At 59.0% G+C, this 20,615-nt stretch carries 20 protein-coding genes; 7 read left to right on the forward strand and 13 right to left on the reverse strand.

The features are described 5' to 3' along the window. Positions 1 to 93 precede the first annotated feature (93 nt). From gloB to IG617_RS14260, 3 genes are all read left to right on the forward strand, one after another. Complete coding sequence (gene gloB / locus IG617_RS14250; protein WP_192109921.1) at positions 94 to 882, forward strand: hydroxyacylglutathione hydrolase; 789 nt, start codon at positions 94 to 96, stop codon at positions 880 to 882. Positions 883 to 969: 87 nt separating this feature from the next. Continuing rightward, complete coding sequence (locus tag IG617_RS14255) at positions 970 to 1,176, forward strand: hypothetical protein (protein WP_192109922.1); 207 nt, start codon at positions 970 to 972, stop codon at positions 1,174 to 1,176. 94 nt (positions 1,177 to 1,270) lie between these two features. Beyond that, on the forward strand, positions 1,271 to 1,714 hold the full coding sequence (locus IG617_RS14260; protein ID WP_192109923.1) for a cupin domain-containing protein: 444 nt from the start codon (positions 1,271 to 1,273) through the stop codon (positions 1,712 to 1,714). Between the two features lie 28 nt (positions 1,715 to 1,742). On the opposite strand, the gene IG617_RS14265 is transcribed toward IG617_RS14260, so the two are convergent. The 9 genes from IG617_RS14265 to IG617_RS14305 all read right to left on the reverse strand — a co-directional run bounded on the left by IG617_RS14265 (position 1,743) and on the right by IG617_RS14305 (position 9,571). Continuing rightward, complete coding sequence (locus IG617_RS14265; RefSeq protein ID WP_192109924.1) at positions 1,743 to 2,492, reverse strand: DUF2182 domain-containing protein; 750 nt, start codon at positions 2,490 to 2,492, stop codon at positions 1,743 to 1,745. Beyond that, positions 2,479 to 3,180: a DUF899 domain-containing protein gene (locus IG617_RS14270; protein WP_192109925.1), complete on the reverse strand. Its 702-nt coding sequence runs from the start codon at positions 3,178 to 3,180 to the stop codon at positions 2,479 to 2,481. Before IG617_RS14270 ends, IG617_RS14265 begins: the two co-directional genes overlap by 14 nt. Positions 3,181 to 3,203: 23 nt before the next feature. After that, entirely contained in the window at positions 3,204 to 3,914 is a 711-nt protein-coding gene (locus IG617_RS14275; RefSeq protein WP_192109926.1) for a glutathione S-transferase family protein, read from the reverse strand. Positions 3,915 to 4,006: 92 nt separating this feature from the next. Next, positions 4,007 to 4,363 (reverse strand): winged helix-turn-helix transcriptional regulator, encoded by a 357-nt coding sequence (locus IG617_RS14280; RefSeq protein ID WP_192109927.1) that lies wholly within the window; start codon positions 4,361 to 4,363, stop codon positions 4,007 to 4,009. 102 nt (positions 4,364 to 4,465) lie between these two features. Then, the gene (gene ftsY / locus IG617_RS14285) at positions 4,466 to 5,719 is read right to left on the reverse strand and encodes a signal recognition particle-docking protein FtsY (protein ID WP_192109928.1); all 1,254 of its coding nucleotides are present in this window, start codon (positions 5,717 to 5,719) and stop codon (positions 4,466 to 4,468) included. Positions 5,720 to 5,764: 45 nt separating this feature from the next. Beyond that, positions 5,765 to 7,033: a tRNA (N(6)-L-threonylcarbamoyladenosine(37)-C(2))-methylthiotransferase MtaB gene (gene mtaB, locus IG617_RS14290; RefSeq protein WP_192109929.1), complete on the reverse strand. Its 1,269-nt coding sequence runs from the start codon at positions 7,031 to 7,033 to the stop codon at positions 5,765 to 5,767. Continuing rightward, positions 7,030 to 7,962 (reverse strand): diaminopimelate epimerase, encoded by a 933-nt coding sequence (dapF, locus tag IG617_RS14295; protein WP_254170560.1) that lies wholly within the window; start codon positions 7,960 to 7,962, stop codon positions 7,030 to 7,032. The genes mtaB and dapF overlap by 4 nt, the downstream gene beginning before the upstream one ends. A gap of 100 nt (positions 7,963 to 8,062) precedes the next feature. Further along, entirely contained in the window at positions 8,063 to 8,959 is an 897-nt protein-coding gene (ypfJ, locus tag IG617_RS14300) for a KPN_02809 family neutral zinc metallopeptidase (RefSeq protein WP_192109930.1), read from the reverse strand. An 87-nt stretch (positions 8,960 to 9,046) separates the two neighbouring features. Next, positions 9,047 to 9,571 (reverse strand): L,D-transpeptidase family protein, encoded by a 525-nt coding sequence (locus IG617_RS14305; protein ID WP_254170561.1) that lies wholly within the window; start codon positions 9,569 to 9,571, stop codon positions 9,047 to 9,049. 227 nt (positions 9,572 to 9,798) lie between these two features. On the opposite strand from IG617_RS14305, the gene IG617_RS14310 reads away from it, so the two are divergent. Further along, entirely contained in the window at positions 9,799 to 10,482 is a 684-nt protein-coding gene (locus IG617_RS14310; RefSeq protein ID WP_153771535.1) for a response regulator transcription factor, read from the forward strand. A gap of 25 nt (positions 10,483 to 10,507) precedes the next feature. Continuing rightward, a complete protein-coding gene (locus tag IG617_RS14315; RefSeq protein WP_192109931.1) occupies positions 10,508 to 11,011 on the forward strand; it encodes a cyclic nucleotide-binding domain-containing protein in 504 nt (167 codons plus the stop codon). On the opposite strand, the gene IG617_RS14320 is transcribed toward IG617_RS14315, so the two are convergent. From IG617_RS14320 to IG617_RS14335, 4 genes are all read right to left on the reverse strand, one after another. Continuing rightward, entirely contained in the window at positions 11,008 to 11,859 is an 852-nt protein-coding gene (locus tag IG617_RS14320; protein ID WP_209008486.1) for a protein-methionine-sulfoxide reductase heme-binding subunit MsrQ, read from the reverse strand. The two genes, IG617_RS14315 and IG617_RS14320, sit on opposite strands and share 4 nt — an antisense overlap. 160 nt (positions 11,860 to 12,019) lie before the next feature. Next, positions 12,020 to 12,625, reverse strand: a complete 606-nt coding sequence (gene leuD / locus IG617_RS14325) for a 3-isopropylmalate dehydratase small subunit (RefSeq protein ID WP_192109932.1) — start codon at positions 12,623 to 12,625, stop codon at positions 12,020 to 12,022. A gap of 40 nt (positions 12,626 to 12,665) precedes the next feature. After that, the gene (argC, locus tag IG617_RS14330) at positions 12,666 to 13,616 is read right to left on the reverse strand and encodes an N-acetyl-gamma-glutamyl-phosphate reductase (RefSeq protein WP_192109933.1); all 951 of its coding nucleotides are present in this window, start codon (positions 13,614 to 13,616) and stop codon (positions 12,666 to 12,668) included. 89 nt (positions 13,617 to 13,705) lie between these two features. Then, positions 13,706 to 14,275, reverse strand: coding sequence for a peroxidase-related enzyme (locus tag IG617_RS14335; protein ID WP_192109934.1), 570 nt, complete (start codon positions 14,273 to 14,275; stop codon positions 13,706 to 13,708). Between the two features lie 96 nt (positions 14,276 to 14,371). Here IG617_RS14335 and IG617_RS14340 point away from each other — a divergent pair, with 96 nt between their 5' ends. Beyond that, the gene (locus IG617_RS14340; protein ID WP_192109935.1) at positions 14,372 to 19,177 is read left to right on the forward strand and encodes an NAD-glutamate dehydrogenase; all 4,806 of its coding nucleotides are present in this window, start codon (positions 14,372 to 14,374) and stop codon (positions 19,175 to 19,177) included. A gap of 70 nt (positions 19,178 to 19,247) precedes the next feature. After that, positions 19,248 to 20,603 (forward strand): MFS transporter, encoded by a 1,356-nt coding sequence (locus tag IG617_RS14345; protein ID WP_192109936.1) that lies wholly within the window; start codon positions 19,248 to 19,250, stop codon positions 20,601 to 20,603. The last annotated feature ends 12 nt before the right edge of the window (positions 20,604 to 20,615 follow it).

The raw sequence follows: 20,615 nt of genomic DNA on the forward strand, positions 1-20,615 counted from the left end.
GATCCGGCCCATTTCGCAAGGACCAACCCTTGTCCCGGACGAATGGCTTTGCCACGTTAGGGCCACGCGACCTGCAACCGGAGTACCCCAGGAATGTCCACGTCCGCCACGCCACAAGTCGAGATCCGCCAGTTTCCATGCCTTTCCGACAATTTCGGCGTGTTGATCCATGATCCAGAAAGCGGAACCACCATCGCCATCGACGTACCGGATGCCGCTCCCTATCTGGCAGTCCTCGATGAGACCGGATGGAAACTCTCCCATATCCTGATCACGCATCATCATTGGGATCATGTTCAGGGTCTGTCGGCGTTGAAGGAAAAGACCGATGCCCATGTCATCGGCCCTGAACGATCGCGCCAGAAGATCAGCGGCATGGATGCGACCGTCGAAGATGGCGACAAGGTTCTGACCGGCCCGTTTGAAGCACTGGCGATGTCAACGCCCGGCCACACGCTCGATCAGATCTCCTGGTACTATCCGGCGCTCAAGTTTGCACACACCGGTGACACACTGTTTTCCCTCGGTTGCGGACGCCTTTTTGAGGGCGATGCAGAAATGATGTGGGCCTCGCTCGACAAACTGAAGCGGATCCTGCCGAAGGACACAGTCATCTACTGCGGTCATGAATACACTCAGTCGAACGCCAAATTCGCTCTGACGATCGATCCCGATAACACCGACCTCCTAGACCGCGCCAAAGAGGTCGAGGCCCTGCGCGCCGATGGCAAGCCCACATTGCCGACCACGATGGCGCAGGAACTGGCAACCAACCCCTTCCTGCGGGCGGATGAGCCTTCCGTCAAAGCAGCTCTCGGCATGGCCGATGCTTCCGACGCTGCCGTCTTCGCCGAAATCCGCACGCGCAAGGACAACGCATGAGATCCGCCAAAATTCACGGGTGACCTTTCGAAAGGTCAAATCCGTTCCCATATGAAAAGCCTCGCCATCAGAAAGGGGCATTTTGTGATGACGGACCCGAAACCTTGTGCGCACGAGGCGCGTACAGCTGAACAACGAGCGCAAGCGGTGGTTCACCGCATTCTCATGCAGGCTGAGCCTATTCCGGCCCAGCAGGGCGGAGGCCACAAGCTCGACACCTTGACACTTCATGCGGAAGTGCTGGGCGCCTTGCGTGAAACAATTGATGATCTGGTGCAGACGTCCGCAAATTAGGCTGAAACCCTTCGGCTCAAGGAATTTCAGAAGACTTTCGTGCCGGCCCGCGACCCGTTAGTGTTGCGGTCCCGCCACGATAAAGAGCCTGGAAATGCCCGACACCACATCCCTGTCTGCCGACGAAATCGTCAAGTTCCTCAACATGCAACCGCATCCCGAAGGTGGCTTCTACGTTGAGACCTTCCGCGATGAGATCACGGACGAAACGGGACGCGCAGCCTCAACAACGATCTATTTCCTGCTGCCGGAGGGCGTGACGTCGCACTGGCACAAGGTAGATGCGGTCGAGACCTGGCACTGGTACGCAGGCAGTCCGCTGGAGCTTTCCATCAGCCCCGACGGCAGAACGGTCGAAAAAAGCATTCTCGGCAACAATCTGATCACGGGCGAACGCCCTCAGGGCATCGTGCCAGGCGACGGCTGGCAACAAGCCCGCTCACTCGGAGCCTGGACCCTCGTCGGCTGTACCGTCGCCCCGGGTTTTCAGTTTGAGGGATTTGAAATGGCGCCGGAAGGCTGGGAACCAGGACAGTAGGGCCAACTGTTGTCCGCTCCTGCCAGCGTCATGTTCCAACCCCACACCAGAGCCCCAGTGCAATCAGACCTGCGCCAGAAATCCGGTCAAACATCCCTGGATTCGGCAGGTTACGTTCGACGCAGACGAAAAGAGTCAGTCCCAGCATCCAGACCAGGTTCATGCTCCCGCCGGCAAAGAACAACAGCATCAACGGCGCTGAGCTGATCACGCAGGATCTGCCGTACGTCAGACCCGCCTGAAGCGAAACCGTCGCGACCTTGCATGCGCTTCGATATTTCTCATGAGCCGGCAACATCTGATAGACGCCAGCGCCAACGAGTAGAACACAAGAAAGCTCGGCGGACAGGCTCCACATCATGAAAGCATGAACCAGTCCGGCACGTTCCAGGGTCCATTGCAGGCCTGTCGCGATCACTGCGAACCCGAGCCAGACCAGGGAATAACCCAAGAGGAAAGCCAGGGTTTGCCGGACACCAGAGGTCCGACGGTCGCGATAGAACGCGATCGCAATCGGCAAGAGCATCATGGCCAGCATCATGCCCCACCACATGCCCACCATCTGAACCACATAGACCTGCGTCCACATGTGTTCCATCGGCTCCATTGAGGACACCGGCGGAATGTTGAGGCGGGTCATTGCCCAGACGTACATTCCCGTCCCGCTGCCGTTCAGAACAAAGGCCCAGCAGGCAAAGGCAAGACTGGCGACAAGCAGAACAGGTAAAAGGCTGGCCACCGCTGTTCGCGGCGGCCGCAGGTTCTCAATACTTGTCATGATGACGAAGCCAGGCCATCGGGTTGCCTTCACTCGGTTCATTGCGACCCTTTGGCGTCAGATCGATATAGGCATAGGCAGCGTTCGTCGCATCGAGGCCGCGCCCGTAGGTGGAATAGGTGTGATAGACAACGCCATCCTCGTCCTTGGCAAAGACGCTGGTTCCATGCATTTCATCCATGAAGGCATCCGGCATCAGACCGAAATTATAGGCCCGTGACAGGTCTTTCGGCCGTCCCTCGTCAAAACCGACATCAAGGTCGTGGTTGAAGCTGTTCTCGCTTGAGGACACCCAGTCAAAATTCCATCCCATGCGCTTTTTGAAGGCCAAAAGCCGGGCAAGCGGCGCCGAGGAAATTGCGGTAAAGGCAATATCCCGCGCAGCCAGATGAGGGGCGAGTCCCTCGCAGGAATCGGCCCAGAACGAACAGCTCTTGCAACCTTCCTCCCAGTCTCGGCCAAACATGAAGTGATAGACGATCAGCTGCGAGCGCTGCCCGAACAGCTGAGAAAGGCTCCTTGGCCCATCTTCAGTCTCAAAGACGTAATCCTTCTCGACCTTCACCCACGGCAGATCGCGGCGCGCCGCGGAAACTTCGTCTTTCAGTTTGGTAAGGGCTCTTTCTCGGTCCAAAAGCACAAGTCGCGCTTTCAGCCAGTCTTCGCGTGTTGCGATGTTCGTTTGCATGAGTTCATTTTCTCCAGGTCAGATCAGGCGGATTTGGACAGGGGTTTAGGCGCTTCGTCCCAATGACCGGGCAAAGTCGAAACAACGTTCGGCATGGCGTTCAAGCTGTCTTTCCAGGCCGCGGTAAGCGGATAGAGTTCGGGCGGATAACCAAAGCCCAAGGCAGACATAAGCGCATGCTTGGTCTCGATGCCGCGCTGAACCAGTCTGATTTCCGGAAAGGCGATTGCATCGGCAGCGCTTGGCGTTTCGCCAGCCAGAAAGGAACGCCCGTCGCCAAGCAGCTCTTCCAGATAGGCACATTCCGCGTGCATGAGATCCGCAGCCATTTCGAAGCCCTTGAAGGCATCGCTGTCTCGATCAGGAACACTGCCGTCTGACGTAAACACGCGAGAGAGCAGCTCATTAGCCGCATGGCGCAGGTAGTCATTGCACTCCATCGCGATCTGCCAGATCTTCGCGGCTTCCTCCGGGGTCTCACCAAACAGCGGATGTTCAGGGTGGGCCCGATCGAGCCAGGCAAGTATGGCAACGGAGTCGCGAAGGATGGTGTCGCCGTCGCGTAGAACTGGAACCGTGGCACGCGGGTTCAGCGCCAGAAAGTCTGGTTTTTGATGATCTTTTTCCGCAAGGCTAAGTGTTCGGACCTCGGCATCAAGCCCCTTGAAGGCAAGACCCAGCAGCACCCGCCAGCCCCGTGGAGCGCCACTGATGTTGTAAAGGGTTGGTCGCATCACAAGTCTCCTGTTTGACAACAGGAAAATGGGCAGCAAAACAACGATTTAACAAGTAGGCAATAAAAACGTATAGAGTACTGAAAATAATACTATTGCTGTAAATAAACGACTTTTTCGTCTGAATTTGTTTCGCGCCGATCCACCCACCACTGGTGCATCGTCTCAAACATGGTCTTCAAGGCCAGGGCATCTTCGGTGGCAGAATATTCGACCCGAGGCGGCACTTCGGCAAAGGCCTTCCGTTCGACCAACCCGTCGTCTTCGAGCGCACGGAGCTGCTTGGTCAGCATCGTCTGGGTGATTCCATCGAGTTCCCGCTGCAATTCGCCGAACCGTTTGGTTCCCAGAAAGATCAGGATCTGGAGGATCGACAGTTTCCATTTGCCACCAATCATGGAGAAAATGACTGGAGCGGGGCAGGGAACGCCTTCGGGTTTGTCAGTCATGAGCTGGATCCAATACTAATATTTTGAGAGCAGCAGCGGATTTTATCCTAGCCATCAAAAAAGCAGAAACAAAACCCGATCAGTTGGGACCTGGACGGGGAGCTACGCCAAACCTGCAATTGCAGATGCAAAGTCTTTGGCGGAGAAAGGCTCCAGATCCTCAACGCCTTCTCCGACACCGATGAAATGCACCGGCAGCTGGTTCTTTGCAGCAATGGCGACGAGGATGCCGCCGCGGGCGGTGCCGTCGAGTTTGGTCATCACAAGGCCCGTCACACCGGCCACCTTTCCGAAGATCTCGACCTGGTTGAGCGCGTTCTGGCCCGTGGTCGCATCCAGCGTCAGGATGACGTCATGCGGAGCGTCCGGATCGAGCTTCTTGATGACGCGGATGACCTTTTCCAGCTCATCCATCAACTCGGTTTTGTTTTGAAGCCGACCGGCGGTGTCGATCAGAAGAACGTCGACGCCCTTTTCCTTGGCAGCTTTCATGGCGTCAAACGCCAGACCCGCAGCATCAGCGCCTGTGTCACCCGCAACAACCTCGGCGCCCGTGCGCTGGCCCCAGATCTTCAGCTGCTCAACTGCGGCTGCACGGAAGGTGTCACCGGCCGCCAGCATCACGGTCTTGCCTTCAGAAGCAAGCTTCTGGGAGAGCTTGCCGATTGTGGTGGTCTTGCCGGTGCCGTTTACGCCAACCATAAGCACCACATGCGGAGACTTCCCGCGGTTGAGATCAAGCGGTCGAGCTACCGGTTCCAGAACCTTCTCGACTTCCTCCGACAAGATCGCGCGGACTTCCTCAGGCTCGATTTCCTTGTCGTAGCGTCCTTCTGACAACCTCTCGGTGATGGCCATGGCCGTATCGACGCCAAGATCCGCCTGGATCAGGATATCCTCCAGCTCCTCAAGCATCGTCGCATCAAGCTTGCGCTTGGTGAAGATGGACGAGATGCCATCGGTCAGGGCAGAGGATGAACGCGAAAGACCCTGCTTCAGCTTCTGGAACCAGGACCGCTTCGGCTCAGCCGCCGTGTCAGTCGAGACTTGCGCAGGGACCGGATCTTGAAAGACCGGGGCCAAGGCAAGGTCAGGGCCTTCTCCGGCAACCAGAACGTCCGGAACCGGGCTCATATCCGCGACCGGATGAACCACCGTTTCCGTGTCCTCAAACGTTGTATCGTCGGGCTCAGCAACAGGTTCCGGCACAGCCGGGGTTTCGACCTCAGGCTCGCTGGCAACGTCAGCAAGCTCATCTGGCTCACCCTGAGACGTTGCTGTCTCTTGCCGGATATCCGGCTGGTCGTCCTTGCCGCCAAACAACCGCCCAAGAAACCCGCGCTTTTTCTCGCTCATGAACTCGCCTTGATGGATCTGTGTGAAGGGGAAACCGGCGTGATGTTAAGCCGCTTTCGAGATCACGTCGCCCAGAAGATGTCGACCGGAATGGCCAGTGATTTTGACAGGAAGGATTTCGCCAGCCACACCGCCGGAAATCTCGGTCTGTGTGAACTGCTCCGTTCGCCCAAGACCTTCCTTTTCCACCAGCACCGGCCGGATCTTGCCGACTTCAGACGACAGATGCGCGAGAAGCGCAGCATCGCCCTTTGCACGCAGCCGGGCACCCCGTTCCTTGATGACAGGGCGTTGCAGCTGAGGCATACGCGCGGCCGGCGTTCCGGGTCGCGGCGAAAACGGGAAAACATGCAGATGTGTCAGCCCGCATTCATCAACGATGCGCAGGCTGTTCAGGAACATCTCTTCGGTCTCGGTCGGAAAACCGGCAATGATATCAGCGCCGAAAACAACATCGGGACGCATGCGCCGCACGTCCTCGCAAAAGGCAATCGTGTCGGCGCGCAGGTGCCGGCGCTTCATGCGCTTGAGGATCATGTCGTCCCCAGCCTGCAGGGAAAGATGGAAGTGCGGCATCAGCCGTTCGTCCTCGGCGATGACGCGCATCAGATCGTCGTCCGCCTCGATGGAATCGATTGACGACAGGCGCAGGCGCTTGAGGTCAGGCACCATCTTCAGGATCTTCGCCGTCAGGGTCCCAAGCTTCGGCGCCCCCGGAAGATCAGCGCCGTAAGAGGTGATGTCGACGCCGGTCAGGACGATCTCGTTGTAGCCGTTCTCCACCAGACGGCGGATCTGGTCGATGACAACACCCATGGGGACCGAGCGCGAGTTGCCACGGCCGTAGGGAATGATGCAGAAGGTGCAGCGGTGATCACATCCGTTCTGAACCTGGACGAAAGCCCGCGCGCGTCCTTCAAGCCCGTCGATCAGATGACCCGCGGTCTCCTCGACACTCATGATGTCGTTGACCCGGACCTTCTCGCTGTCGTCGATGCCGAAAGCCGCAACCTCCTGATAGGACTTGCGCTCAAGCTTTTCGGTATTGCCGAGCACCAGATCAACTTCTTCCATTTCGGAGAAGGTGGCGCTTTCCGTCTGCGCGGCGCAGCCGGTCACGATGATACGCGCTGCCGGATTGTCGCGCCGGGCCTTTCGCACGGCCTGCCGTGCCTGACGAACCGCTTCATTGGTGACAGCGCAGGTGTTGACCAGAATGGCGTCCTTGAGGCCCGCAGCTTCCGCTTCGCGCTTCATCACCTCGGATTCATAGGAATTCAGGCGGCAGCCGAAGGTCACGACATCAATGGTCATTCTGTAGCTCCCGCGACAGAAACCTCGTCGCCGGGGCCGGTCTTCGACCATTGCAGCGTTTCGAGATCAATTTCGCCCTCGAATTCCACTTCGGTCGGTCCGGTCATCAGCACATGATCATCGCTTTCGCGCCACTCGATCTGAAGCGGTCCACCCGGCAGATGGATGGTCGACGAACGCCCGGCCTTGCTGTCACGCGCGGCAGCAACGGCAACGGCGCAAGCCGCAGTCCCGCAGGCTTCGGTCAGACCAACGCCGCGTTCCCAGACTTTCACCCGGATTTCATTCGGGGCAAAGACATGGGCCAGCGAGATATTCGCGCTTTCGGGAAAGACCGGGTGGTGCTCGAGCAACGGGCCAACCTTGGACAGATCATAGGCCTCGATGTCGTCTACCCAGAAGATACCGTGCGGATTGCCCATCGAAACGGCAGCCGGCGTATGCAGGATCGGCTCGTCAATCGGCCCGATTTGCAACTCTATCGCGCGCGTGTCGGCGAATTCTTCGGCCAAAGGGATCTGATCCCATTCAAGGCGGGGCTTACCCATGTCGACGGTGATGGTTCGAGGCGTCTTGCTGCCAAAGGCATGCAAGAGCCCTGCGTTGGTCTCGATGGTTGCGAAGTCTTTGCCGGATTCCTCGATCAGCAAACGCCCGACGCAGCGGGTGGCGTTGCCGCAGGCATCGACTTGGGTGCCATCGCAATTGTGGATCCGCATGAAGGCGTCGCCGCCGGACGGCGAACGTTCCACCGTGATCATCTGGTCAAACCCGATCCCGGTCTCGCGGTCGCCCAGTTTGGCAATAACATCCGCATCCAGGCGCAGCGGTTCATCCCGCGCATCCCAGACCAGGAAGTCGTTGCCAAGACCATTCATCTTCAAAAAGGGCCTGAGCGCCTGCGCCATACCAGTGTTCGCTTCATTCATCGGGTTTGGAAATCGCCTGCTCCACGACAGGTCATTTGCTCCTATATGGCGGAAACCCTGACCAATTACCAGTCTCCGCCGTGATCACGGCAGCTCAGCGTTAAAGGCTTGTCGCATTGAACGTGTCGCATACACCCATGTCCCCGGATCGAAAGCCTTCCCGGAACCAGCGCACGCGCTGCGCCGACGTGCCGTGGTTGAAGCTTTCAGGCACGACATAACCCTGAGCCTGACGCTGCAAGGTATCATCGCCAATGCGACTGGCCGCATTCAGCGCCTCTTCCACGTCACCATCCTCGATAAAGCCGCGCTGGCGGGCGGCATGATGCGCCCAAATGCCTGCGAAGCAATCTGCCTGCAGTTCGACCCTTACCGATAGAGCGTTGGCTTCTGCCTTGCCCATCGTACGCCGTGCCTTGTGGAATTCCGGCAGAATGCCAAGAACATTTTGCAAATGATGGCCAACTTCATGCGCCAGCACATAGGCCTGCGCAAAGTCGCCCGGTGCATTCAGCTGACCGGCAAGCTGCCGATAGAAGGAGAGATCAATGTAGATCTTGCTGTCTGCGCCACAATAAAACGGCCCCGTCGCAGAGCTGGCATTGCCGCAAGCAGACGCCACGGAATCAGAGAACAAGACCAGCGTGGGCTCGGGATAATCCACGGAATGACGCGCAAGAAGCTGGTTCCACGTGCTTTCCGTATCCGCCAGAATGACCGAAACGAACTCCGCTTGCTCATCATTCCGCGCGTTATCAGCCGGAACCGGCGTCTGATAGGACGGACTGCCACCGCCGCCGTCAATACTTCCCAAAAGCGCGAGCGGATTGACGCCCGTAAGCCATGAGATAACCAGCACCACCGCAATTCCGGTCAGGCCCAGGCCACCGCCTGTCCTCGCGCGTCGCCCGGTCGGCAGACGCTTCCGCCGGCCCGAGGAGCGAGACCCGCGCCGATCATCTATGTTGCTACTTCCGCGGCGGCCCTTCCAACGCATTGGAAAACTCCTGCTGTTCCTGTGGTCAACGACTGCATAGCAGGAAGCGTTCCGGTGATGAACGCCAAACACCGGCGGTTACGACAATCAGTTGCTCAGCACACGCATGATATCACCAGCGCGAACCTTGGAGAGGACCAGGCGCATGTGATCGGGCGCAACGGCCACGCAGCCTTCGGTCGGCGTATAGGTCTCGCGGGCAATATGAAAGAAGATCGCGCTGCCTCTGCCGGGAACCGCCGGAAACATGTTGCAGTTCAGAACAACGACGATGTCATAGAGCCGATCCGTCCGCCACATCTTCTCGCGGCTGGCGTCGAAGGGCAGCTCCACCGGCCGGTTGTAGCGCGGATGACCTGGCGCATCGCACCAGCCATCGGCCGGCTTGAGCGCCTCCACGAGCAATTCTGTCTGCGGACGCCGCCCACGATCAGCCCTGTAATAGACATTCAGCAGCTCAAACTGCCCAATAGGCGTTGCACCATCGCCTTCTCGCTTCATCTGCGTCAGACCGGACCGGCCGAGGGCACACGGAACCGTGATCGCTCCAAACGTCAGGTTGCCTCTTGTTTTGCAGCTCGGCAGGGCTCGAACGTCGAGGTATCTGGCCAATTCGTCATTTCTCCCGGTCAAACGGACGTCCCCAAACGTCAGCGCCCTGAAGCCTTTGATAAACCGTCCATAAACCCCGCGTGAAGTAGAATTGACGGCGAATGGCTTGTTTGGCGAGGATTTCACTCGCACAAACACGTGACAGCCCCCATCTGTTTTTCACATCGCCGTGAGAACAGCGACGGGAAACCAAAGGTAAGGCCCGGGGGCCGAGCGAGGAGCACGATATGACCGCCCGCACCATCCTGATTGTCGATGACGACACCGAATTGCGCGAAGCGCTTGTCGAGCAACTCTCTCTCTATGACGAGTTTGCCACCATCCAGGCAGATTCCGCAGCAAACGGCATTGCCCTTGCCAAGGACGATCATATCGACCTGCTTCTGATGGACGTCGGGCTGCCTGACATTGATGGCCGCGAAGCCGTCAAGCTCCTGCGCAAGAACGGTTTCAAGGCACCGATCATCATGCTGACCGGTCATGATGGTGACAGCGACACGATCCTCGGCCTTGAGGCAGGTGCCAACGACTATGTCACCAAGCCCTTCAAGTTTGCGGTTCTGCTGGCCCGGGTTCGTGCCCATCTGCGCCAACATGAGCAGAGCGAAGACGCGACATTCGCCATCGGCCGCTATTCCTTCCGCCCTGCAGCAAAAATCATGCAGGACGACAAGGGCAGCAAGGTGCGCCTGACGGAGAAGGAAACCTCGATCCTGAAGTTCCTCTACCGCGCCGGCGAAAAGCCTGTCACCCGCGACATCCTTCTGCATGAAGTCTGGGGCTATAACTCGGGCGTCACCACGCACACGCTGGAAACGCACATCTACCGGCTGCGGCAGAAAATCGAGCGTGATCCGTCCAATGCGGAGCTTTTGGTCACAGAAGCCGGTGGATACAAGCTTGTGCCCTGAGGGCTAATAAGCGTAAATCAGACGCATGAGCCTCGTTCAGGACATAGCGATTCTGCAAAAGATTCCGATGCTGTCGGATTTTGCCGATGACCAATTGCGCCTGCTCGCCTTCAGCGCCGAAAGCCTCGATTATCCGAACGGCATGATGCTTTTCGATGAAGGCGAACGCGCTGACGGCGGACTGGTTATTGCCGAAGGCGACGTAAGCCTGCAAAAACGCGGTCTGAACGGATTCGAGGAAGTCGATCTGGCCCAGACCGGAACGCTTCTGGGCGAAACGGCCATGCTGGTCGATGCGACCCGTCCCTGCCGCGCTGTCGCGATCGGGCACGTTCGCGTCATCCGGATCCGCCGCGCCCTGTTCAAACGCATGATCCAGGAATATCCGGAACTGGCGCGGCGGCTCTTTGAAGCCCACGCCGCGCGCTACAAACTCACCGCGAGCGCCCTTGCCCCGATTGGCGAACGCATGGCCGAGCTGGAACGCCTGTCCGTGTCCAGAGGCCTGCGCGGCTCAAACGAGACTTAAGCCCCCCGAACGGATCGCCAGATCTGCTGCCCAGAAGCCGCCAGGCTTACGGCCGCACCCACTAGTCCGACCCAGACCGCCGGGCGGAAACTTGTTGCAACATCAAAGTTTGCCAGGAACACGAGCTGCGCCGGAATGCCCGTTGCGAGCGCATACCAGGCATATTCAAGACCAGAAGTCGCGACGGCAGCCACACCAGCGCACGCCAGCAAGACCCACCAGCTTGAGATTTGAAGTCCGCTGCGGACCGCAAGCCGGTAAAGCATCAAAAGCACGAACAGCCCGGCCATGATCGTTGGCTGCGCAACATCCGATTTTGACTGCAGGAAAAAATGCAGGATGCCAAGCGCGGCAATGGGATAGGCAAGCTGATGCAGCCGGTTCCAGGCCGGCCCGAGACGGCGCACCATGCTGTCGAAGGACGTCACCCCCAGCGCCACCAGTCCCAGCAATGCGACAAATCCGATCGTGAGATAGATCCGCACGACGATCTCTGACGCTACCTTCACCACGTCCCAGTTTTCCTGGGCCATGTAGAGACCGAGGTGCAAAAGCCCGTAAGCCAGAACGGACACGCCAATCATTCGCCTGACACCCATCACCTTGTTCCAGGAGAATATCCGCCGGAGAGGCGTCACAAAGAGCGAAAGCAGCAGCAAGCGAACGGCCCATTCGCCGCTTTCGTTGAGAGCATGCTCGTAAGGCTCGGGCCGAACCGGACCGAAGAAAAGATCTGCGAAAATCGCAATCCCCGGAACGAGGATCGCGACAAAGACGACAAGCCGCAGAGGCGACAGCGTGCCTCGGCGATCCGTCCAGGGTGCGTGATGCGCAAGAGAAGCTGTCATGATCATGCTCCAGACCTACAGCCAAACATCTGTAAATTCACCAAACGGTTTCTCAAGACGATGTGATGATGATAGGCGTGGCCAAAGAAAAAGACCGGGCGTTTGGCCCGGTCCTTCTCAAAACAGCTTGATGCGAAATCAATCCAGCCGAAGCGCAGGCTTACGCCCAGGGGCGGTTTTCGGCAGCTTTGCTTTCGTAGACATCGATCTTCGGCGCTTTTTCCATGGTCAAGCCGATGTCATCGAGACCGTTCAGCAAGCAATGCTTGCGGAACGGGTCGATCTCGAAGCTAACCTCGCCGCCGTCCGGTCCCTTGATGGTCTGGGTGACCAGGTCGACCGTCAACGTGGAGTTTGAGCCGCGCGACGCGTCATCCATCAACTTCTCGAGGATCTCGGGAGAGACCTTGATCGGCAGGATGCCGTTCTTGAAGCAGTTATTGTAGAAAATGTCGGCGAAGGACGTCGCGATCACACAGCGAATGCCGAAATCCAGCAGCGCCCAGGGCGCATGCTCGCGCGAAGATCCGCAGCCGAAATTCTCACCGGCGACCAGAATGCTGGCGCCCTTGTAAGCCGGCTTGTTCAGCACGAAATCCGGATTGTCGGAACCATCTTCATTGTAGCGCATCTCGCTGAACAACGCCGTTCCGAGCCCCGTGCGCTTGATCGTCTTGAGGTATTGCTTCGGGATGATCATGTCCGTATCGATGTTGATGATCGGCAGCGGCGCGGCAACACCGGTAAGCGTATCGAACTTGTCCAAGGCGGTTACTCCAGAGGTCTTTGTTTTTCTTGAATTGGGCTTAGGCGGCGAGGCTCGTGGTCTCGTCGACGCCGAGCATCAGGTTCAGGTTCTGGACAGCGGCACCAGATGCACCCTTGCCCAGATTGTCGTAGGTCGCGATCAAAACGGCCTGGGCACGCGCATCATTGGCAAAAACGTGCAAGCTCATGCCGTTGGTGCCGTTGTGTGTCTGCGGGCTTAGTTCGCCGGCGCGTTCGAGGTCGGCCAGCGGGGCAACGTCGACGAATCCGCCGGGCACGACTGCAAAATGATCTGCAATCGCGGCATGAAGCTCGGCACCGGTCGGAACCTTGTCGAGGGTCGAAAGCTGCAAAGGCACCGAGGTCAGCATGCCCTTGTAGTAGTTGCCGACGGCCGGCACGAAAAGCGGCTCGTTCTCGAGCGTCGAATAGCGCTTCATTTCCGGCAAATGCTTGTGGTTGAAGCTCAGCCCATAAGGCAGGAACACATTGGCCTTGTCGCCGGCCTTCTCATAGGCCTCGATCATCGACTTGCCACCACCGGAATAGCCGGAGATGCCGTTGACCGTCAGCCGATAGTCCGCAGGCAGAAGGCCCGCCGCAATCAGCGGGCGAACAAATGCGATCACGCCCTGCGGCCAGCAGCCCGGATTGGCGACACGGGTCGCCGACGCGATGCGCGATGATTGGCTCTTGTCCATTTCGGCAAAGCCGTATTCCCAGCCATCCGCCACCCGATGGGCGGTCGAGGCATCGATCACTCGCGTGGTGTCATTGGAAATCAGGGACACGCTTTCCTTCGCCGCCGCGTCGGGCAGACACAGGATCGCCGCATCGGCAGAGTTCAGGATATCGGCCTTCGCAGAGACATCCTTGCGCAGGTGGTCAGGGATCGAAAGGAGCTCGATATCACGGCGCGTGGCGAGGCGCTCGCGGATCTGCAAACCCGTCGTACCTGCTTCGCCATCAATGAACACGCGCGCGACCATGGTTCCGGCTCCCTCTCCTGTAGGTTCTAAAACCCGTGTCTCCTACACCCAAATGCCGATTATGTCACGATCTTGCAAGCGTCACGAACTCAACGGGCCATTGAGTGATACTCATCATTGGGGCGCATGTCTGTTGCGGCAGCAACCCTGTTGGTCATGTTGAAGAAGGCTGCGACCGAGGCAACATCGAAAATATCGCGGTCCGAGAAGCCCGCATCCCGCAGGTCCTGGCGGTCTTGTTCCAGGATTTCCGCCGGCCTTTCCGTCAGTTTGACTGCAAAATCAAGCATCGCACGGTGGCGCGCGCTGAGGTCTGCGACCCTGTAGTTCATGACCATCAGCTCCCCCAGAACAGGGTCGCCGGAGAGATCCCGGACCGCCGCGCCATGCGCTGTCAGGCAGTAGAAGCAGCGATTGACCGAAGAAACAGCCACGGCAATCATCTCGCGCTCCAGCTTGGACAAGCCGCTCTCGGCAAGCATCAGGTCATTGTACATGTCCGTGAAGGCGCGCAATTTCGTGTCGTCGAAGGCGTAGGCCTTGAGCACATTCGGAACCAGTCCGAGCTTTTCCTCACAGATGCCGAAATACTTTTGCGTCTCCGGGCTAAGCGCACCATCGTCGCCCATATCAAGCGCTGTAATGCGTTTTTCGGTCATGCGTTTCCCCTAGTGTATAAATCTGTAAGTTTTCCCTTCATGTTCTGAGGCTAGCATGACGAAAAGCCGTCGAATACGGATTCGAAAGGGTTGGAAATGCCGGACAGTAGAGAAGTCGCAAAAATGGGGCTCATTGAAGCCATCCACCAGACCCTCCAGAAGGAGGATCCCGCTCTGGCGGACTTCGCGCGGGAGTTCTACACGCGCGGCGCGGCTGAAGATCTCGTGACCTATTCGCAGGCAGAGCTGATCGGCTTCGCGAAACACGCTTTCGCCGACTTCCAGATGCACCCTCGAGGCACGCATCGTGTCGACGTGACCAATCCGGCCTTCAAGGCAGACGGCAACAAGGCGACGGAATTGACGGTCGTCGAGATCGTCAACGACAACATGCCGTTCCTTGTGGACTCGGTCATGGCTGAGTTGCAGGACAGCCGCCTCGAAGTCCATCTCGTACTCCATCCGATTTTCAACGTCGAGCGGAACGCAGACGGCGCCCTGATCTCCGCCACCGGCAAGAAAAAGGGCGCTCCGCGCGAGGAAGATCAGGAGAGCCTGATCCACATTCATGTGACGCGGCTCGACTCGGAGGCAGCACGCGAAGAGCTGGCAGCCCGTCTCGACGCGGTGCTGAAGGACGTCAGATCCGCTGTTCAGGACTGGACCCCGATGCACAAGCGTCTGCTGACCGCGATCAACACCTACAAGACCGCGCAACTTGAAGGCAGCAGCGACGAACTCTGGGAGGCGATCCACTTCCTCGAGTGGATGGCAAACGACAACTTCATTCTCCTGGGAATGCGGGAATACACGTTCGAAGACGGCGTCGAGGAAGGCAACCTGTCACCCGAAGATGGCACAGGATTGGGCCTGCTCGCAGATCCCGACGTGCGCGTCCTGCGCCGCGGTTCCGAATTCGTGCAGATCACCCCTGAAATCCGCGAATTCCTGATGAAGCCGGATCCGCTGATCATCGCAAAGGCAAATGTGAAGAGCAAGGTCCACCGCCGCGTCCACATGGAATATGTCGGCGCAAAACTGTTTGACGCCGACGGCAAGATGAACGGCGAACTGCGCATCGTCGGCCTGTTCACATCAACGGCTTATACCGAGCCGACCAGCACGATCCCCTTCCTGCGCCGCAAGACGGCCAGCGTTCTGGCCAAGGCCGGCTATGACCCGGACAGCCATTCCGGACGTGCCCTGACCAATGTCATGGAAGGCTTCCCACGGGACGAACTGTTCCAGATCGACCGCGAGACGCTGTTCGATTTTGCAATCACGATCCTGCAGCTGGACGAAAGGCCGCGCATCCGCGTGCTGTCCCGCGCCGATCGCTTCGACCGCTATGTCTCGATCCTCTGTTTCGTGCCGCGCGACCGCTACACCACGGAAGTGCGCCTCAACATTGGCACCTATCTGGCGTCGGTCTACGAAGGGCGCCTGTCGGCCTGGTATGTGACCTATATGGAAGGACCGCTCGCGCGGGTGCATTTCATCATTGGCCGCGACAAGGGCGAGACGCCCAAGCCGGAACAGGACGAGCTGGAGCGTGCCGTCGCGTCCATGGTCAGAACCTGGCCGGACAGCCTGCGCGACGCCATGAAGGCGCGCTTCGATCCCGTTCGGGCACGCGATCTGTCAGACCGCTACGCCCTCGCCTTCCATGGCGGCTACAAGGAGGTCTACAACGCTGAAACGGCGCTGTCCGATGTGGTCAAGATCGAAACCCTGTCCGAGGCGCGCGCAACGGCGATCACCTTCTTCCGCACCACCGGTGCGAAGGCGACACGCCTGTCCCTGAAGGTCTTCAACCGCGGCGCGCCGATCCCGCTGTCCGCCCGCGTGCCGCTTCTGGAAAACATGGGCTTCCGGGTGATCAACGAGCGCACCTATCGGATCACCCCATCAGATGCGCCTCTGTCCTATCTCCACGAAATGACGCTGGAGGCCAGCCGCAGCGGCGATATTGTCCTCGAGGGAGATCTGCAGGACCGGCTTGAAAGCCTGTTCATGGCGATCTGGACCGGCCAGGCCGAGAACGATGGCTACAATGCTCTCGTTCTGACGGCAGGTCTTGCCTGGCGTGATATCGCGATCGTCCGGTCCCTGTCGAAGTATCTCAGACAAGCCGGGATTCGCTTTTCAGAAGACTACATGTGGACGACGCTCAACAACTATCCGGAGATCGCCGCCAAGCTTGTCGAGCTGTTCCACCTCAGGTTCCTGCCCACCGCCAAGGACAAGGACAGGACCCTGGGCACCGCCCGCCTGGAAAGCGAGCTCACCGCCGCACTGGATACCGTCACCAGCCTGGATGACGACCGAATTCTGCGCCGTTTCCAGAACGCCATCGATTCCATCCTGCGCACCAATTTCTTCCAGCTGGACAGCGCCGGAAAACCGAAACCGACCTTCGCCTTCAAGATCGACTCCCGCAAGATCGAAGAGCTGCCGCAGCCTAGGCCTTTCCGGGAAATCTTCGTCTACAGCCCACGCGTCGAAGGCGTGCATCTGCGCTTCGGCATGGTCGCACGTGGCGGCCTGCGCTGGTCCGACCGCCCGCAGGATTTCCGCACCGAAGTTCTGGGCCTGGTGAAGGCGCAGCAGGTCAAGAATGCCGTGATTGTACCGGTGGGCGCAAAGGGCGGTTTCGTCCCGAAAATGCTCCCGGACATGAGCAACCGTGAGGCCTGGTTCCAGGAAGGCACGGAAAGCTACAAGATCTTCATCAACGCCCTGCTTGATGTGACCGACAATCTCGTCGACGACGCGGTAAAACCGCCCCTTGAGGTCCAGCGCTACGATGGCGATGATCCTTATCTGGTAGTCGCCGCCGACAAGGGCACTGCAACCTTCTCCGATACAGCCAACGCCATTTCGGAAGGCCGGGATTTCTGGCTCGGCGACGCCTTCGCCTCTGGTGGATCCGCCGGCTACGATCACAAGAAGATGGGCATCACGGCCCGTGGAGCCTGGGAAGCAGTCAAGCGGCACTTCCGCGAGATGAACCGCGACATCCAGACCGAACCCTTCACGGCCGCAGGTGTCGGCGACATGTCCGGCGATGTGTTCGGCAACGGCATGTTGTTGTCCAAGACAACAAAGCTGGTCGCAGCCTTCGATCACCGCGATATCTTTATCGATCCCGATCCAGACCCGGCGAAGACCTGGACCGAACGCAAGCGCATGTTCGACCTCGGGCGTTCGTCCTGGAAGGATTACGACACATCGCTGATCTCAAAGGGCGGCGGCATCTTCCCGCGATCGGCGAAATCCATTCCGCTTTCGGCTGAAATTCAGGCGTTGCTCGGCATTTCCCACGCCAGTGCCACCCCGCAAGCCGTCATGACCGCGATCCTGCGCATGAATGTCGATCTGCTCTGGTTCGGCGGCATTGGCACCTATATCCGTGCGACCACCGAAACGGATGCGGACGCAGGCGACCGCGCCAATGATCCGATCCGCATCGTCGCGCCGGAAGTCGGCGCGAAAGTCATCGGTGAGGGCGCGAACCTTGGCCTGACACAGCTTGCCCGGATCGAGTTCCACAAAAAGGGCGGTCGCTGCAACTCCGACGCAATCGACAACTCCGCTGGCGTGAACTCTTCCGATATGGAAGTGAACATCAAGATCGCCCTCGGTGCTGCGGTGAAGGCAAACAAGCTCGACATTGCCCAGCGCAACGAACTCCTGGCCGAAATGACGGACGAAGTCGCAGATCTGGTTCTGCGGAACAACTATCTGCAAACGCTCGCTATTTCGATGACCGAACGGCGCGGGCCGGAAGATCTTGGCTACCAGGCGCGGATGATGCGCCAGCTCGAACAGGCCGGCCTTCTTGACCGTCATGTCGAGCAGTTGCCGGACAATTCGACCCTCGCCGAGATGATCAAGGCTGGCCAGACGTTAACCCGCGCAGAACTTGGCGTTCTGCTCGCCTACGCCAAGCTCACGCTCTACGATGACCTGCTTGCCAGCACTGTGCCAGACGATGAGTACCTCGCGCGTGAGCTGTTCCGCTACTTCCCGGACCAGATGGCCAGCGACTATTCCGACGAAATAACAACCCACCGCCTGCGCCGCGAGATCATCGCGACAATGCTCGCCAATTCCATGATCAACCGGGGTGGACCAACGTTCCTGACCCGGCTCATGGATCAGACCGGCGCCACCGCGTCTGATATCGCCCAAAGCTTCGTTGCGGTACGCAACAGCTTCGATCTCACGGACTTGAACACCGAGATCGATGCCCTCGACACCGCAATCGACGGAGCGCTGCAGCTTGAGCTCTATTCCAGTGTGCAGGATCTGCTGCTCGAGCAAGTGGTCTGGTTCAAGCGCAACGTCTCCTTTGCGGATGGTATTTCCGATGTGGTTGAGCGTTTTGGGACCGGCATCAAGAACCTGCGTCCGCAACTGGGCAAACTCCTGAGCGACGCGCAGTCAGCAGAAGTCGAACGCGTGATTGGACGTTACATCGAAAACGCAGTGCCAAAAGACCTTGCGAAACGTATGGCATGGCTGCCGATCGAAGCGGCAATCCCGGACATCGTCCTGGTCGCGGAAGAGACCGGGGCGCCGCTGGATGACGTCGCAAAGGCCTTTTTCGAGGTTGCCGCGCATTTCCGCATCGGCGCAATGGACGCACTCGCCAGAGAACTCTCCATCGCCGACTATTACGACGGCCTTGCGCTCGACCGTGCACGCTCGACCCTGGCGTCCGCCCATCGCAGTCTCGCGGTGCAGGCCATCGCAAGTGGAAGCTTCCAGGCTTGGCTGTCAACCCAAGAGAAATCTGTGGCGCGCACGACCCGGACCGTGAACGAGATTCTGGAAGGCGACCTCTCCGTCTCCAAATTCTCCGTTGCAGCAAGTTTGCTCGCCGAGGCAACACGCTGATCCGGGCTTGACCTGAAGGACGGCTGGCAGTCAGTGTGCCAGTCGTCCGCTTCAAGCTCCGGAAAATGTAATGACCCAAATGGCTGCCCCGGCGAGCCGCCTTGCGATCGCCTCCTGGGCCTTATTCGATTGGGCAGCGCAGCCGTTCTTCACGCTGGTCACGACCTTCGTCTTTGCGCCCTATTTCGCATCGGCCCTGGCCAGTACTCCGGCAGAGGGTCAGGCCCTTTGGGGCTATGCGACTGCAGGCGCGGGCCTCGCCATCGCCTTGCTCGCACCCATTCTCGGGGCAATTGCCGATGCAACCGGACACCGCAAGCCCTGGATCTTCGTCTTCTCGCTGCCCTTTGTCTTCGCCTGCTGGGCGCTCTGGTATACGGAGCCGGGAAATCCATCGGCAATTCCAGTCGCCCTGGCCTGTTTTGCCATCGCGACACTTGCTATCGAATTCGCCACTGTCTTCAACAACGCGATGATGACGGATCTGGTGCCGCCGAACCGCGTCGGCCGGCTCTCGGGCACTGGCTGGGCCGCCGGTTATGCGGGCGGACTGGTCAGCCTCGTGATCGCCCTCGGTTTTCTGGCAGCGAACCCGGAGAGTGGCAAAACCCTGCTGGGCTTTGACCCAATGTTCGGGCTCAATCCCGCAATGCGCGAGGGTGACAGGGCTTCCGGGCCGTTCTCGGCGCTGTGGTATGTGGTCTTCGTGGTGCCGCTGTTTTTCTTTGTTCCGGACGCCCCGAAGAAGGCGAACCTCGCCCCGGCGATCAGGGTGGGCCTTGCCAACCTTTTGGCCAGCCTTCGTGACGCTCGCCGCAACCGGCCGCTGTTTGTGTTTCTGCTGGCCAACATGGCCTATAAGGACGGCCTCGTGGCCCTCTTCGCCTTTGGCGGTATCTACGCCGCCGGCCAACTCGGCTGGGGTTCGATCCAGATTGGCACCTTTGGCATTCTTCTGACCATTACCGGCACCATAGGAGCAATTGCCGGTGGGCGACTGGACGATCGTTACGGACCAAGAGCCGTCCTTTTCGGCGCGCTCGCAATTCTGACGGTCTGCGGACTCGGATTGATCTCGATCGACCGGACGACAATCCTGTTTGTGATCAAGACAGCTGCCCCCGCAGCAGGCGGCGGCATGTTCGCAACGGCCCCCGAACAGCTTTTCCTCATCCTTGGTGCCCTGATTGGCGCGGCCGCTGGACCGCTTCAGGCCGCCTCGCGCAGCCTTCTGGTCCAACTCGCTCCGAAAGAACAGATCTCGCAATTCTTCGGACTTCTGGCGCTTTCCGGAAAGGTCACCAGTTTTCTGGCACCGCTCTCCGTCAGCCTGCTGACGGTTGCCACCGGCAGCCAGGCCGCCGGCATGTCCGCGATCCTGATTTTCTTCGGGATCGGCGCATTTTTGCTAACAAGACTGCGATAAAAACAAAAAAGG

The organism is Roseibium polysiphoniae (assembly GCF_014842925.1).
GTDB lineage: Bacteria > Pseudomonadota > Alphaproteobacteria > Rhizobiales > Stappiaceae > Roseibium > Roseibium polysiphoniae.

Excerpts from the sequence above, each read along its gene's own strand:
- IG617_RS14315 (WP_192109931.1), top strand. The coding sequence starts at position 10,508 with ATGAGCCTCGTTCAGGACATAGCGATTCTGCAAAAGATTCCGATGCTG.
- dapF (WP_254170560.1), bottom strand. The coding sequence starts at position 7,962 with ATGAATGAAGCGAACACTGGTATGGCGCAGGCGCTCAGGCCCTTTTTG.
- ftsY (WP_192109928.1), bottom strand. The coding sequence starts at position 5,719 with ATGAGCGAGAAAAAGCGCGGGTTTCTTGGGCGGTTGTTTGGCGGCAAG.
- argC (WP_192109933.1), bottom strand. The coding sequence starts at position 13,616 with ATGGTCGCGCGCGTGTTCATTGATGGCGAAGCAGGTACGACGGGTTTG.
- IG617_RS14340 (WP_192109935.1), top strand. The coding sequence starts at position 14,372 with ATGCCGGACAGTAGAGAAGTCGCAAAAATGGGGCTCATTGAAGCCATC.
- ypfJ (WP_192109930.1), bottom strand. The coding sequence starts at position 8,959 with ATGCGTTGGAAGGGCCGCCGCGGAAGTAGCAACATAGATGATCGGCGC.
- IG617_RS14280 (WP_192109927.1), bottom strand. The coding sequence starts at position 4,363 with ATGACTGACAAACCCGAAGGCGTTCCCTGCCCCGCTCCAGTCATTTTC.
- IG617_RS14265 (WP_192109924.1), bottom strand. The coding sequence starts at position 2,492 with ATGACAAGTATTGAGAACCTGCGGCCGCCGCGAACAGCGGTGGCCAGC.
- IG617_RS14310 (WP_153771535.1), top strand. The coding sequence starts at position 9,799 with ATGACCGCCCGCACCATCCTGATTGTCGATGACGACACCGAATTGCGC.
- IG617_RS14260 (WP_192109923.1), top strand. The coding sequence starts at position 1,271 with ATGCCCGACACCACATCCCTGTCTGCCGACGAAATCGTCAAGTTCCTC.
- IG617_RS14335 (WP_192109934.1), bottom strand. The coding sequence starts at position 14,275 with ATGACCGAAAAACGCATTACAGCGCTTGATATGGGCGACGATGGTGCG.
- IG617_RS14255 (WP_192109922.1), top strand. The coding sequence starts at position 970 with ATGACGGACCCGAAACCTTGTGCGCACGAGGCGCGTACAGCTGAACAA.
- IG617_RS14275 (WP_192109926.1), bottom strand. The coding sequence starts at position 3,914 with ATGCGACCAACCCTTTACAACATCAGTGGCGCTCCACGGGGCTGGCGG.
- gloB (WP_192109921.1), top strand. The coding sequence starts at position 94 with ATGTCCACGTCCGCCACGCCACAAGTCGAGATCCGCCAGTTTCCATGC.
- mtaB (WP_192109929.1), bottom strand. The coding sequence starts at position 7,033 with ATGACCATTGATGTCGTGACCTTCGGCTGCCGCCTGAATTCCTATGAA.
- IG617_RS14270 (WP_192109925.1), bottom strand. The coding sequence starts at position 3,180 with ATGCAAACGAACATCGCAACACGCGAAGACTGGCTGAAAGCGCGACTT.
- IG617_RS14320 (WP_209008486.1), bottom strand. The coding sequence starts at position 11,859 with ATGACAGCTTCTCTTGCGCATCACGCACCCTGGACGGATCGCCGAGGC.
- IG617_RS14345 (WP_192109936.1), top strand. The coding sequence starts at position 19,248 with ATGACCCAAATGGCTGCCCCGGCGAGCCGCCTTGCGATCGCCTCCTGG.